At 64.0% G+C, this 13,743-nt stretch carries 11 protein-coding genes and 1 riboswitch; of the genes, 2 read left to right on the top strand and 9 right to left on the bottom strand.

Annotation, left to right across the window (positions count from 1 at the left end; all coding sequences use genetic code 11):
- The 7 genes from cobI to ACT8X9_RS01420 all read right to left on the bottom strand — a co-directional run bounded on the left by cobI (position 1) and on the right by ACT8X9_RS01420 (position 10,169).
- Positions 1 to 702 carry a precorrin-2 C(20)-methyltransferase gene (gene cobI / locus ACT8X9_RS01450; RefSeq protein WP_444267880.1) on the bottom strand — a complete coding sequence of 234 codons (702 nt, stop codon included), beginning with the start codon at positions 700 to 702 and terminating at the stop codon, positions 1 to 3.
- Positions 663 to 2,627: a cobalt-precorrin-5B (C(1))-methyltransferase CbiD gene (gene cbiD / locus ACT8X9_RS01445; RefSeq protein ID WP_444267879.1), complete on the bottom strand. Its 1,965-nt coding sequence runs from the start codon at positions 2,625 to 2,627 to the stop codon at positions 663 to 665. Before cbiD ends, cobI begins: the two co-directional genes overlap by 40 nt.
- Entirely contained in the window at positions 2,624 to 3,643 is a 1,020-nt protein-coding gene (locus tag ACT8X9_RS01440; protein ID WP_227619817.1) for a FecCD family ABC transporter permease, read from the bottom strand. Before ACT8X9_RS01440 ends, cbiD begins: the two co-directional genes overlap by 4 nt.
- Before the next feature lie 13 nt (positions 3,644 to 3,656).
- Complete coding sequence (locus ACT8X9_RS01435; RefSeq protein ID WP_444267878.1) at positions 3,657 to 4,790, bottom strand: ABC transporter substrate-binding protein; 1,134 nt, start codon at positions 4,788 to 4,790, stop codon at positions 3,657 to 3,659.
- Between the two features lie 30 nt (positions 4,791 to 4,820).
- Positions 4,821 to 5,666, bottom strand: a complete 846-nt coding sequence (locus tag ACT8X9_RS01430) for an iron transporter (protein WP_444267877.1) — start codon at positions 5,664 to 5,666, stop codon at positions 4,821 to 4,823.
- A gap of 123 nt (positions 5,667 to 5,789) precedes the next feature.
- The gene (locus ACT8X9_RS01425) at positions 5,790 to 7,034 is read right to left on the bottom strand and encodes a sirohydrochlorin cobaltochelatase (RefSeq protein WP_444267876.1); all 1,245 of its coding nucleotides are present in this window, start codon (positions 7,032 to 7,034) and stop codon (positions 5,790 to 5,792) included.
- Between the two features lie 176 nt (positions 7,035 to 7,210).
- Positions 7,211 to 7,428, bottom strand: a riboswitch (cobalamin riboswitch).
- Between the two features lie 41 nt (positions 7,429 to 7,469).
- Positions 7,470 to 10,169: a helicase associated domain-containing protein gene (locus tag ACT8X9_RS01420; RefSeq protein ID WP_444267875.1), complete on the bottom strand. Its 2,700-nt coding sequence runs from the start codon at positions 10,167 to 10,169 to the stop codon at positions 7,470 to 7,472.
- A 308-nt stretch (positions 10,170 to 10,477) separates the two neighbouring features.
- Between ACT8X9_RS01420 and ACT8X9_RS01415 the strand changes: the two genes are divergently transcribed.
- Positions 10,478 to 10,846 (top strand): RidA family protein, encoded by a 369-nt coding sequence (locus tag ACT8X9_RS01415; RefSeq protein ID WP_444267874.1) that lies wholly within the window; start codon positions 10,478 to 10,480, stop codon positions 10,844 to 10,846.
- Positions 10,847 to 11,043: 197 nt separating this feature from the next.
- A complete protein-coding gene (locus ACT8X9_RS01410) occupies positions 11,044 to 11,634 on the top strand; it encodes a transporter (protein WP_444267873.1) in 591 nt (196 codons plus the stop codon).
- A gap of 73 nt (positions 11,635 to 11,707) precedes the next feature.
- Here ACT8X9_RS01410 and plsY read toward each other — a convergent pair whose 3' ends face one another.
- Together plsY and der are read right to left on the bottom strand one after the other, a co-directional pair.
- Complete coding sequence (gene plsY, locus ACT8X9_RS01405) at positions 11,708 to 12,370, bottom strand: glycerol-3-phosphate 1-O-acyltransferase PlsY (protein ID WP_249234426.1); 663 nt, start codon at positions 12,368 to 12,370, stop codon at positions 11,708 to 11,710.
- Between the two features lie 18 nt (positions 12,371 to 12,388).
- Positions 12,389 to 13,732, bottom strand: coding sequence for a ribosome biogenesis GTPase Der (gene der / locus ACT8X9_RS01400; protein ID WP_227619824.1), 1,344 nt, complete (start codon positions 13,730 to 13,732; stop codon positions 12,389 to 12,391).
- Between the last annotated feature and the right edge of the window lie 11 nt (positions 13,733 to 13,743).

The raw sequence follows: 13,743 nt of genomic DNA, 5'->3' as shown, positions 1-13,743 counted from the left end.
TTACCCTTCCTTTACTAAGATCGTTGTAAAATAGCCCGCCGGACGGCTGGCATCGCAGGCAGACAGGTCGGGCCAGACCTCCTCGTCCGGCAGGCCGCAGTTGCAGACCATCGCGCTGCGGCCCAGAAGCCCGGCTTCGGCCAGTGCGGCCAGTGTCTCCGGCAGCTGACGGCCCGATTTCATCAGCACCTTCGTCCCCGGTGCGGCCAGTACCTCGGCCGCGTGACGTCCCGGGGCGATGGTCAGAGGCGCTTCCATCCCGCCCGTCAGGGGCTGGCCCAGCCGGGCCGCGGCGGCGCAGAAGCTTGGCACCCCGGGGATCCTCACGGTCTTATAGCCCTCCGCCTCCAAGATCTCCTGCAAATAGCCGAAGGTGGCATAGACCGAGACATCGCCGAGGTTGAGCATGGCGACGTCCTGCCCGGCATCCAGATACTCTTTCACCGCCCGAGCGGCCTCCTCATGGGAGGCGCGCAGCACCTCCGGGTCGCGGCTCATGGCAAAGCGCAGGGGCAGGAGGGTCTTGCCGTCCAGCCCGACCGCGCCCCGGGCGATGTCCAGCGCCAGCATCCGACCTCCGGCGGTCTGAGGTGCGGCGATGACCGGGCATTTTTCGAGGCAGCGGACCGCCTTCAGGGTCATCAGCTCCGGGTCGCCCGGGCCTACACTGACGCCGTACAAGACGCCGATCCGTTTTTCCATTCGTCCAGCAGCTCCTTTGCAGTCTTGGTCTGGCCCAGCGGGCCGTATTGGTTGGAGAAGAGCACCGCGCCCACCCGGAACGCCCCGGCGGCACGGCGGTCGAGGTGGAGCTGGATGGCGTCCAGCAGGCTCGACAGGACCGGCTCTCTCATCCCCGCCTTATCTAGGATCTCCATGCAGGCGTCGGTGGTGGCGGCACCCATCAGGGACGCGCAGACGTCCCGGGACGCGCCGCAGAGAGCGGCGTGGGCGCAGAGCAGCTCGGTGCGGCAGTCCGCCGTGCGGGAATGGGTGTTCATGACGCCGCCCGCCAGCTTGACTATCTTGCCTATGTGGCCCACCAGCACCACCTGCTCAAATCCCGACCCCGCCGCCATATCCAGCGCATCGCCGATGAAGTTCGAGGTCTTGACCACCGGGATGCACTTCAGGGCCGGCAGATTCTCGTGGAGGTAGTCCAGCCCGTAGTTGCCCGGGGCGAGGATGAGCCGCCGGGGCGTCCCTGCCCGAAGCGCGGCCTGCCCCATCTCCAGCTGGATGGTGTCGAGGATGGCCTGCTGGCTCATCGGCTCGACGATGCCGCTGGTGCCGAGGACGCTGAGGCCGCCTTCCACGCCCATGTGGGGGTTGAAGGTGCGCTTGGCTGTCTCGGCCCCGCCTTCGATGGAGATGGTGACATCGAAGCCGCCCGCATATCCGGCAGACTCCGCCTCCTTTTCCAGCGCCTCCTTTATCATGGCCCGGGGGACGTGGTTGATGGCGGCTTCGCCCACCGGCTGGTCGAGGCCGGGCTTCGTCACCCGGCCCACCCCCTCGCCGCCGTGGATGCGCACCTCTCCGGCCAGCTCCGGCCGGAGGGTCACACCGGCAATGACCGGCAGGCCGGTGGTCACGTCCACATCGTCGCCGCCGTCTTTGCGGATGGCGCACTCTGCCCCCTCGCCCGACCGGCGGCAGAAGATCGGCTCCACCTCCACCACGATGCCCTTCGGGGTGCGGAGGGCCACCGTCTCCGGGGCGCGGCCGCTGAGAAGGAGACGGGCTGCGCCCGCCGCCCCCAGCGCCGCGCAGGTGCCGGTGGTGTAGCCGCAGCGCAGGAGCTTCTGGCCGCTGCGGACATAGTGCTCAAAGCGGGGCTGCCCCGTCTCGGCGGGCTTTTTCGCTTCACCGTACAGAAAAGCGTACTGCTCGTCGCTCAAATCATAAATTTTACAGATGTTTTCCCGGGCAAACGCCTGTCCGGGCGTCATAACGTCCGAGACGCCCGCCGCCGAGACGCAGACGACCTTATCCGAGATCTTCTGGGCCAGCTCTAATTCGTGGAGGCTGAGGATGACGGCCATCTTCTTGTCCCGGGCGAGGCTCTTCAGGATGGCCAGAAGCTCGGCCTTGCCCTTGATGTCAAGGAAGGACGTCGGCTCGTCCAACAGGATCAGCTCCGGCTGCTGGCAGATGGCCCGGGCCAGCAGCACGCGCTGGCGCTGGCCGTCACTGATGCAGTTGAAGTCCCGTCCCGCCAGCGCTTCGGCCCCCACAAGGGCCAGCGCGGCGTGGACCTGCCGCCTGTCCTCCGCCGAGAGGACGCCCAGCCGCCCCGTGTAGGGGTAGCGCCCGGCGGAGGCCATCTCGAAACAGGTGGTCAACTCAGTGCGGCGGGTGTGGGGCACCATCAGGGCCATCTTCCGGGCGCGCTCAGGGCCGGAGTAGTCCGCAAGGCTCTTTCCGTCCAGCAGGACAGCGCCCCCCTGCGGGGCCAGCTGGGCCGCCAGCGTCTTGAGGAGGGTAGATTTGCCCGCACCGTTGGGTCCGATGAGGGTGAGGATGCTCCCCTTTTCGGCTCCGAGGCGGATGTGCTCCATCAGGGGCGTTTTGCCGTAGCCGATGGCAAGGTCATCGGTGCGGCAGAAGGCTTTTTCTTCGCTCATTCCCGGCCTCCCTCTGTCTGGCGGCGCACCAGCAGCCAGATGACCACCGGTGCACCAAAAACTGCTGTCACCGAGCTGATGGACAGCTCGGTGGGCGCGAACAGGCTGCGGGCGATAAGGTCGCAGAGCAGGCAGAACGCCGCCCCGCCAAGGCAGCAGCCCGGCAGGACATAGAGGGGTTTGGCGCTGCCCAGCAGGCTCTTGACCAGATGAGGCACCGCGATGCCCACGAAGGAGATCGGCCCGGCAAAGGCCGTCACGCAGGCGGAGAGGAGGCTGGAAAGGAGCACGAGAGCCGTCGAGAAGGCCCGCACCGGCACGCCGACGCTTCGGGCATAGCTTTCCCCCATCTGGTAGGCCGCCATAGGCTTGGAGAGGAGGAATGCCGCTGCCAGTGCGGGCAGCACCACGCAGGCCGCAGCGCCCACGTTGGCCCACGTCATGCCGGAAAAGCTGCCCATCGACCAGTTATGGAGGTTGACGATGTTGGAGTCCTGCGCGAAGGTCACGACGATGTCGGTGATGGCCGAGCAGATGTAGCCGATCATGATGCCGCAGATGACAAGGATGCTCATCCGGGGCACCCGCCGGGCCACCACCAGCACGAAGGCCATCGCCGCCATCGCGCCCGCAAAGGCCGCGATGATGAGGGTGGCCGAACCGGTAAGCAGCCCCCTTTGCAGGAAGACCACCATCGTGAGGGCCACGGCCAGCTTCGCGCCGCTGGACACGCCCATGACGAAGGGGCCTGCGATGGGGTTGGCAAAGAAGGTCTGCAAAAGGTAGCCCGCTGCGGAGAGGGCCGCGCCCAGCAGCACCACCATGACGGCCCGGGGCAGGCGCAGCTGCAGCACGATGCCCACAGCCAGCGCATCCCCACCCCGGCCCAGCAGGGCTGCAGCCACTGCCCCGGGCGTCAGCTCCACGCTGCCCCAGAACAGGTTGAGCGCGAACAGCACCGCAAGCCCCGCCGTGAGGGCGAGGTAGGCGAGGCTGAGGCGGCGTGTGGTGGTCATGGCAATGCTCCTTTTATACGATCTGCTGCAAAAAGCGGAGGGAGGCCGGGTCGGGCCTGCCCTCGGTAAAAACGAGGTTCATATCGGAGATGAGGTCGGCCAGCTCCATGCTCTGCTGGAACAGGCTCTGGGCCGTACACCAGCAGTCGCCGGACTGGACAGCCTTGAACTCCTCCAGCATGGGGCACTTTTCGATGAGCTGGTCACGGGTCTCCACGACGCCCTCGATGGTGCTGTTGTAGATGAGGACATCGACGTCTTTGGCCCGGGCGTAGAAGGTCTCGAGGGGCAGCTTGACGGTGGACTGGCCCGGGCTGTCCCCCTCGAGGTCGTCAAAAATGTAGACGCCGCCCGCCATCCCCACCATCTGGGCCACATAGTCGCTGGTGCGGCGGACGGTGATGAGGTTGTTCGACGTGATGGAGAAGAAAGCCACCGTTTTTCCGGTGCTCTCCTGCCCGAGGATGGGGGCCACCTGCTCCACCTTCTGGCGGAAAATTTCCTCCGCCTGCTCGGTCCTGCCCAGCAGGATGCCGTAGAGCTTGAGCCACTCCATCCGGGCCAGCGGGCCGCTCTCATAGCTCGAGCGCTCGATGAGCACCGGCACGCCGAACTTTTCCAGCTGTTCCTTGACCGCCGGGTCATGGAGGATCATGGTGTTCTCGATGGCGAGGCTGCACCCGGAAGCAAGGATCCGCTCATAGTCCGGGGCGCTGTACTTGCCAGCGTAGGCGATGCGGCCCTCCTGCATGGCCTGCTTGGCCTCCTCCACATACCAGCCCTCGGCCTTGGTGCCAGAGAGGGCGATGCAGTCCAGCGCATCCAGATGGACGAAGAGGTCCATCACCGAGGTGGAGACGAGGTAGATGTTGTCCAGCGGCTGGCGGAGCGGGACAACATCGGCGGGCAGGTCATCCACCTCTGCCGCGTCCTCGGGGATCACGAGGAATCTGCCGCTGTCCGGGATGTTCACCAGCACATATCCCCCCTCATAGCAGTCGGCGGAGAACTGAGCCGCGTAGTCCAGCGGATAGCTGTGGTCGAACACGAGAGAGGCCGTATTGGCCGGGGCGGTCTCTGCCTGCCCGCAGCCAGCGAGGGCAAGTGCGGCGGCGGGCAGGGCTTTCAGAAAATTGCGGCGCTTCATAGGCTTTAACCTCTCAGTCTGCGAAGCGGTTTACTTCAGCGTAAAGGTCAGCGTATACTCGATCTCGTGCGGGGTGCTCATGGCGACGGTATCACCCACCACATCCAGCGGGGTGTCGAGGGCGGCGACGGGGATCTCGAAGGTGGAGTTGCCCTCGGTGTTGGTGGGCAGATACTTTTCGCCGTCCACCAGCATATAGTCGTAGTTGGGGCTGGACCAGACGATGGTGGCGGTCATCCTGCCGTCGGCCACGGTCAGGGCCGCAGGGCTTTCCACGGTGGCGCGGCCGGAGCCGCCCTCAAGGGTCACGTCGCAGGTGTAGGCGCCGTCGGCAAGGGCCTCCTCCATCGTGGGCTGTGCATTGCGGACGCTGACGGTGTGGTCATACCACTTGCCCTTTTTACCGAGGATGGCAACGGAGAAGTCCGTGTCCAGTGCCTCTACCGGGATGTCGAAGCCGTACACCTCATCCGAGGTGCCGTCGCTGTAGTTCACCACATCGGTGGTGGGCTGGAGCCAGTCGGCCTCGTGGGAGGCTGCGTCCTCTGCTGTGCCGACGTAGAGGTTGACGATGTTCTTGGAGGCGAGACTGACGTGGAGCGTCATCTGACCGTCCTTCACGGTCAGCGCGCCTTTTCCGTCGAATGCCTCATTGGCGTGGAACATGGAGCTGTCGGTGTCGAAATCGGCAGTATAGGTGCCGTCGGGCAGCGCCGCCTCAGCGGAGGCAGAAGCAGCCTCGCTCACGGCAGAGGAGGCCGCCGGCTCGGAGGAAGCGGCAGAGCTGGCCGGGGCGCTGGATGCGCCGCAGCCGACGAGTGCACCGGCCAGCATCACACCGGCCAGCAGAAGAGAGCATTTATTTTTCAGTTTCATAGCAGTTACCTCGACTTATATCGTACCAAAAAGATTATAACACGCAACGGCCTGATTTCAAAGCAGGCCGAAAAAGAAATTGCCCGAAAAGGCACTCCTTTCCGGGCAATCATAGGGTCAGAATCAGCCGTTCAGGGAATCGACAGCGGCCTTGGTGTGTGCGATGTAGAGCTGCTGGATGTCAGCGATCTCGCCCAGACCTGCGATCTGGCACTCGACGGAGTCGAATGCACCGGAGGCCTCGAACTGGCTCAACCAGGAATCATCGTCGTCGCCCGCCATATCGTTGTTGGCATGGTCGCCTGCAACGACCATCAGGGGACGCAGGACGACCTTGGTGTAGCCGGCGGCCTTGACGGCCTCAATGACGTTCTCGCAGGCAGTCTCCTCCGGCTCACCCTCGACGGTGCCGATGAAGACGTTCTTGTAGCCCAGAGCGTTCATCTGAGCCTGCATCTGGCTGTAGCTCACCTTTGCGGTGTGAGAGGTGCCGTGGCCCATGAAAACGAAGGCGGTGCCATCCGCAGCAGCGGCGTCCACGCTGTCGAAGCCAGCGGTCTTGACGGCCTCAGCGGTGATCGCCTTGGCGACAGCCTCCTTGTCGGCGTTGATGACGGTGGCATCGCTGCCCACCTCGCCCAGCAGAGGCTCGGCGACAGCGACAGACTCGAACTTGTCGCGGTAGCTGTCCACCAGCTCCATCATCTCGTCGTACTCCGCGCCGTGCATCAGGTGGGTGGGCTGGACGACCAGATTCTTCACGCCGTTGGCGACAGCGCGCTCCATAGCCTGCTCCATGTTGTCGATCTTCTCGCCGTCACGGGCCTGCACATGGTTGATGATGATCTGTGCAGTGAAGGCACGGCGGACAGACCAGTCGGGGTAAGCGGCCTGAATGGCATCCTCGATGCCCTTGATGTCCGCTGCGCGGCTGTCGTTGAAGGAGGTGCCGAAGCTGACGACGAGGATCTCGTTGTCGCCGATGTTGTCCTCATTGCGGGGGTCATCCTTGGAGGCGTCGCCGGTGTCGCGGCCAAAGTAATCGGGGTCAGCCTCTTCACCCTCGACCAGCTCCTTCTGGGCGTCGGTCAGGGCGTCCCATGCGGCCTTGGCGGCCTCGCACTGGGCGTCGGTGTTCTCGTTGCGCTCCTGCACATAGATGGCGTCGATGAGATCTGCCACGTTCTTTGCTGCCATTTCATCGGCCTCCTCGCTGCTCACCTCGCTGGCGGCAGCAGAGCTTGCTGCGGCGCTGCTGGCGGCAGTGGACGAAGATGCACCGCAGCCGGTGAGCACACCGGCACACAGAGCCAGTGCGGCGGCAGCGGCGGTGACGCGCTGCCAGTTCTTGTTGGTTGCTTTACGCATTGTTTTGAGTCCTTTCTGTTTGGGTGGGATCGGTATTTCCGATAGAAAGGGTACGAAACGGGGGCCAGCTCAAACGAAAAAGAGCCTTTCTGCCGCGCGGAAGGCACAGCAAAAAGACCCTTTGAACGATTCGGGCTTTTTGGTACGACCAATTCCTCGTGATCCGGAGCTTGGCGCTCCTGTACCAACAGCGGGCAGGTTTCCTGACTGAAAGCTCATCATCCGCTGCCGCCTTCCCAGAAGCAAAGCTCCCAGTGACCGGCGACGTGCGCCAAGGCAGTGGACTCCCTTATCACAGTGACGAGATCGCGCGGGACTCTCACCCGCTTCCCTTTTACCCTCCCGGCCAAAGGACAAGCCCTCGGCGGCAGGCACCTGCTGTTTTCTATTCAGACGAGAGGAAGTATAGCACACCTCACCTCAAAAAGCAATATCTCAGCTCTCCTGCGGCATCGTCCAGACCATCCCCAGCGCCTCAAGCTTCTGGACGTGGGCGGCTGTCAGCCGGTCATCGGCGGCAGCATAGCTCTCCCGCATCCGGCGGATCCAGTCGCCGAGGCAGAAGCCGTCGCCGGTCTTGTAGTTCACCGGCACCAGAAGATCGCCGTGGGCGGCACGGTACTCCTCGGCGCGGCGGAACGCCCCGTCCCATTTGGCCTCCCGTGCGTCCCACTGCATCCCGATGGCGTCCAGCATGGCGATATGCTCCGGCGTGACCTGAAAGGACTCGGGCCGGGCCTTGCGGGCAGCGCGGAGGTTCGAGATCCAGACGCCCAGCCGGAAGCCGCTCTCGTCCACATATCCGGCGGGCACGAGAAGGGTGCCCTTCTTTTCGGCATAGCGCTTGGCGCTTTGATAGTTGTCCAGCCAGTTCTGCTCCCGCACGCTGCACGCAGGCGGCACAGTGGCCGTAAGGCGGCGGGTATTCTCGCCCTGAAACAGCTCCCTGAGGGCGGCGCAGCGCTCCGCGGAGAGCTTTTTGCCCTCCCGCAGCATCAGCTTCTGGCGGGAGAGCCAGCTGCCCAGCCAGATGCCGTCCTCCGTCCGGTACTGCGCCGGGACGGCCAGACTGCCGTGCTCTTTTTTGTATGCCGCCGCCAGCTCGTAGCGGTGCTGCCACGAGTCGGTCTTTTCCCAGATCATGCCCAGCTCATCCAGCAGGGCTTTCCGCTCCGGCGTGACCCGGGCACTGCTGCGCTCGGGGTTCTGCCATGCATACCGCTGGCGGGACACCCACTTGCCCAGCAGGATGCCGTCCTCATCAATGTACTCGGTGGGCACATCAATGTTGCCATGGGCGCTGTAATATTTCACGGCGGCCTCGTAGGCAGTCTGCCACTTGCGGTCGTTCCGGTTCGCCCAGTCCACACCGAGGGCTTCCAGCTTTTCGATCTGGGCGGCGGTCAGGGTTCCTTCTTTATAAGCGGCCCGCTGGCTGCCCAGCCAGACGCCCAGCGCCATGCCGTCCGGCGTGACGTACTTGACGGGGATCTCGAGGTCATCGTGCTCGAGATGGTACTGGACGGCAGCGGCATAGTTCTTTTCCCAGAGGATGCTGCCGGTGTCCCACACCATGCCCAGCGATTCCAGCCGCTCGATGCGGTCATCCGAGAGGCTGCCGCCCTGATAGCGCTGGCGGTTGTAGACAATCCACTCGCCCAGCGCGAAGCCGTTCTTATCTTTATAGTGGACCGGCACCAGAAGGTCGGCGTGGCTGTCGCGGTACCGCCGGGCCGAGGCCCAGCCGTTCTCCCACGCCAGCTCAAGGCGCTTTTTCCAGTTCATGCCGATCTTGTCCAGCCGGGCGACCTGCTCGGCAGTGAGGCGGCCATTCTTCTTTCCGGCCCGCACGAGGCGCTGGTTTTCCAGCCAGCGGCCCACGGCCACTCCCTCAAAGGTGTAGGCGCGGGGCACATCCAGCGGCAGTTTTTTTGCGGCCATCTGTTTCGCGGCGGCAAAATAGCGCTCCCACTCGGCGTCCAGTGCCCGGCGAAGCTGCCGGTAGGCCCGGCGGCAGGCGGACAGCGGCTCAGACAGCGGGAATGGCTTCTCGCCGCACTCCTTCCGGAGCTGCGGCACGCAGGTCAGTCCTTCGAAGGTAGCGCTCAGCTCTGCCACCGGCACACTGCCGCAGGCCGCGAGGGCGCGGGCCAGCATCTGCCGATAGGCGGGTGCCTCAGCGGTGCGGCGGACGAGGACAACGCCTGAAATGCCGGTCAGCGGCGTCTCGACAGCAGGACTGTTGACGCAGACCAGCAGCCGCAGCGCGTCGGCCTCGTCGGTCAGGAAGGGCTCTGCATCGCTGGAAAGCGCATCGGCGCAGCAGATATGCACCCCCGCACCAAACAGCGCTTCGGCCTGCTGGGCCATCTGCGCCGCCGTCTGGGCGTCCTCGCAGAGGACGAGATACCGCCCGGCGGCATCGGGGAGCCACCGCGCCAGCAGCACTTCCACGGAGGGCAGCTGCTCCACAGCAAGGCTCAGAGCCTGATATTTTTCGGCGTTGGGGTCGGGCGTGCCGGGCACGCGGAGATTCTTCACCTCGGCGCGGAGACGGGCCATTGCGGCCTCCTGCGGCCAGAGCAGTGCCGTGTAGGAGGTCGGCATGGGCAGCAGCCCATCGGCCAATGCCCCGCCCAGCGTCAGCGGCTCCACCACAGCATCGCCCAGCAGCTCTTCGGCAGCGCGGCAGCTCTCGCCCGGGGCGTCCGGCTCGGCCAGCGCCAGCACCTTGGCCTCCGGACAGAGGCGGAACAGGAGCTGGACGCAATCCGTCCAGTCCCGTGCGCTCATCTCCCGCCAGCCGTCCAGCACCAACAGACTGGGCCGGAACTCTGCCAGTGCCACCCAGCCCAGCGCGCTCTGTGCAGCCAGCTGCTCACAGTCCATCAGCCGGACGCTGCCGTCCAGCGTTTTGCCCAGCTCCTTCGCCAGCCCGCGGCGCAGTTCGAGCCGCGCGGCGCAGGAGGCCACCCAGAGGACGCGGGTGTCAGGCTGTTCTGCCAGCATCTCCCACACGATGCGGCCCTTGCCGGTGCCCGCCGGACGCACCAGCGCGGCCCGGCAGCCCTGCTGCAAGGCGGCTGCCGCCGCACGGCAGGCCGCTTTGTTTGAATCATGCACTAAAATCGACATATCCTTTTCTGCCCCTCCCGGTGGTTCAGAAATCGTTTTTTCTGCAAAAAAGAAATGCGCCTGCGCAAAGCGGACTGCCCTGCCTGCGCTGCGCCTGCGTTCTTTTTTGTTAAAATGTTAGTTTCATATCCTATTATTATCATAAAAGTTTATTTCTTGTCAAGGCAATTTTGCAAATATCTCTAAAATCTCCTGAAAAATCTTCTCCCCGGCAACAGTTGACGGCAGAGGCCGTTGGTGGTAGACTCTTGGCATCCGCTCCCCTTTTGCGGGAGACATCCCTATTCAGGACAAGTGAGGTAATCGATATGAACATCATCAGCACCGAAAAAGCCCCCGGCGCCATTGGCCCCTACTCTCAGGGCTACACCGTGGGCGGCCTCGTCTTCACCTCCGGCCAGATCCCGGTAGACCCCGCCACCGGCGCGGTCGCTGATGGCATCGCTGCACAGGCAGACCAGAGCTGCCGCAACGTGGGTGCCATCCTTGAGGCTGCGGGTGTGGGCTTCGACAAGGTGGTCAAGACCACCTGCTTCCTCGCCGACATTGCCGACTTTGCCGCCTTCAACGAGGTGTACGCCAAGTACTTCACCTCCAAGCCTGCCCGCAGCTGCGTGGCGGTGAAGGACCTGCCCAAGGGCGTGCTCTGCGAGATCGAGGCCATCGCTGAGGCATAAGTTTCTCCTGGTCTGCAAGGAGGCCGTCTGCACCCTCTCCGGGGCGCGGACGGCCTTTTTGTGCTACTATCGATTCCAGTTTTTCATGGCGGCTTACTTTCTTTTCCGGAGAATTGACTTCACTTTTCACTTTTGTTACAATAGAATCAAACTGTTGTAAAATATTTCCGGTCAGATTCGAAAGAGAGGTCCCCGCCATGTCCAATTCCCGTGTCGAAAGCCACAACCGCGCCGAACTGCGCAACCGGATCATCAGCGCCGCCACGCTGCTCGAGATCCTGCTGTCCGGCCTCGTCCTCATCGGCCTGCTGCTGTCGATGATCCCCCTGCTGCAATGGATGCCCGGCCTGCTGTTCGACGGCAACGACGTCGAGGTGAGCATCTTCTTACAGCGCGCGCTGGACATCGTCATCGGCATCGAGTTCATCAAGATGCTGGCCAAGCACAGCCCCGGCTCCAGCCTCGAAGTGCTGCTCTACGCCATCGCACGCCACATGGTGGTGGGCCACGAATCTGCACTGGAGAATCTGCTGAGCGTGGGGGCCATCGCCCTCATCTTCGTCGTACGGAAATTCTTCTTCGTCCCGGCCTTCGGCGCTCACCTGCCCGACGGCCACCCCGCACCCGACCTCACCCCCTCCCAGAGCGGCATCCCGGAAGACGAATTTGCCGCCCGGCTGCGCAAGCACCTCAGCAGCAAGTCTGCTGAACGGAAAGAGACCATCGCCATCGAAGACCCCGAGTACGAGGACAACACCGAGACCCTTCAGGAAGCCGACGCGGAATAACTCTGCCAAACAGCAAAACGCCCCGCAGGCAGCTCGATGGAACGAGCGCCCTGCGGGGCGTTGTTTTTTGCGGTTACTTGCTCTTGTGCTTCTGACCGAAACGGTACTCCTTGCCGTCCCGGATGCGCTGGATATTGGTGCGGTGCATCCAGATGACCATGCCGCCCACGATGGCAGCGCCCACGGTGCAGACCACGACGTCCTGCGTCGGCAGGCCGCGCAGGAGGCTGTACACCAGCGTCAGCACCGGATAGGCTGCAGCCATCGTAATGCTGCCCAGCGACACCATACCGGTGGGCAGCAGGCAGGCGAGGAAGATGAGCGCCAGCACCGGCAGCAGCACCGGCTGGACGGCGAGGATGGCACCAGCGGCCACCAGCACGCCCTTGCCGCCCTTGAAGCCGAAGTAGATGGGCTTGGAGTGGCCCACCACGGCGAGGATGGCGGCGAGGTAGACGCCCAGATAGGGCGAGATGGCCGCATCGGCGGGCAGATGACTGAACAGCCACCGGCCGAGGCAGACAGCCACGACGCCCTTGAGCACATCGCCCACCGCCGTGAGGGCAGCGGCCTTTTTGCCGAAGGTGCGCAGCATATTGGTCATTCCGGCAGCGCCCGAGCCGTGGGTGCGGACGTCGTCATGATAAAGGTATTTGCTGACGAGGATGCCGGTGTCCACGCTGCCCAGCAGGTAGGCTTCGGCAGCGACAGCCAGCACGATGAGAAATGCAGTCATGCAGCAAGGCTCCTTCCCTTATACGTCCTTTGCGCCCACTTCGCCGGAGCCGCGCTCCCGCACGACAAGGCGGATGGGGGTGTGCTCCAGACCAAAGTTCTCGCGGATCTGGTTGATGATATACCGCTGGTAGCTGAAATGGAACAGGTGCTTTGCGTTGACAAAGGCCACGAACGTCGGCGGACGGGTAGAGGCCTGCGTCAGGTAGAAGATCTTCAGGCGGCGGCCCTTGTCGCTGGGCGGCTGCATCCGGGCGGTCGCACGGGCCAGCATCTCGTTGAGGACGCCGGTGGGCACGCGGGCACCGTTCTGGCTGTCCACATCCCGGATGAGCTGCATCAGCTTGTTGACGTTGTAGCCGGTCTGGGCCGAGATGAAGATGATGGGAGCATAGCCCATAAAGCTGAAGCACTCGGCATAGCCGCGGCGCTGCAGCTCCATCGTGTTGGTCTCCTTGCCCTCCACGGCGTCCCACTTGTTGACGACGATGATGCAGGCCTTGCCCTGATCGTGGGCATAACCGGCCACCTTGCTGTCCTGCTCGGTGAAGCCGACGGTGGCGTCCACGAGGATGAGGGCCACGCGGCTGCGCTCCACAGCGGCCAGTGCCCGGACGACCATGTAGCGCTCGAGGCCGTCGGTGATGTTGCTGCGCTTGCGCAGACCGGCGGTATCGGTGAAGATGAACTTGCCGTAGGCGTTGTCCACCGGGGTGTCGATGGCATCGCGGGTGGTGCCGGCCTCGTTGGCCACAATCATCCGGTTCTCTCCGAGGATGCGGTTGGTCAGGCTGGACTTGCCCACATTGGGGCGGCCGATGATGGCGACGGGGATGCGGTCCTCCTCCACGACGGTCTCACTGAAATCGAGGTGGGCACAGACGGCGTCCAGCAGATCGCCGGTGCCGTGGCCGTGGACGGACGAGATGGGCATGACCTCGTCGAAGCCGAGGTTGTAGAACTCATAGAGTTCCATGGGGGTCTGGCCCACATTATCACACTTGTTGACGGCGAGAATGATGGGCTTATGGCTGCGGCGCAGCATATGGGCCACGTCCTCGTCGGAAGCGGTCAGGCCATTGCGGACATCCACCACCATGATGATGCAGTCGGCGGTGTCGATGGCGATCTGGGCCTGCTCGCGCATATGGGCCAGAATGCCCTCGGTAGCCTTCGGCTCGATGCCGCCGGTGTCCACCAGCAGGAACTCGTGGCCGCTCCACTCGCAGTTGGCGAAGATGCGGTCGCGGGTGATGCCGGGGGTATCCTCCACGATGGCCAGACGCTGGCCGCAGAGCTTATTGAACAGGGTGGACTTGCCCACGTTGGGGCGGCCCACCACAGCTACGATCGGTTTGCTCATAGGGGGTTCCT

The sequence above is a fragment of the Faecalibacterium sp. genome, assembly GCF_052358865.1.
Lineage (GTDB): Bacteria > Bacillota > Clostridia > Oscillospirales > Ruminococcaceae > Faecalibacterium > Faecalibacterium butyricigenerans.
This window is presented reverse-complemented; position numbering and strand designations above follow the sequence as displayed.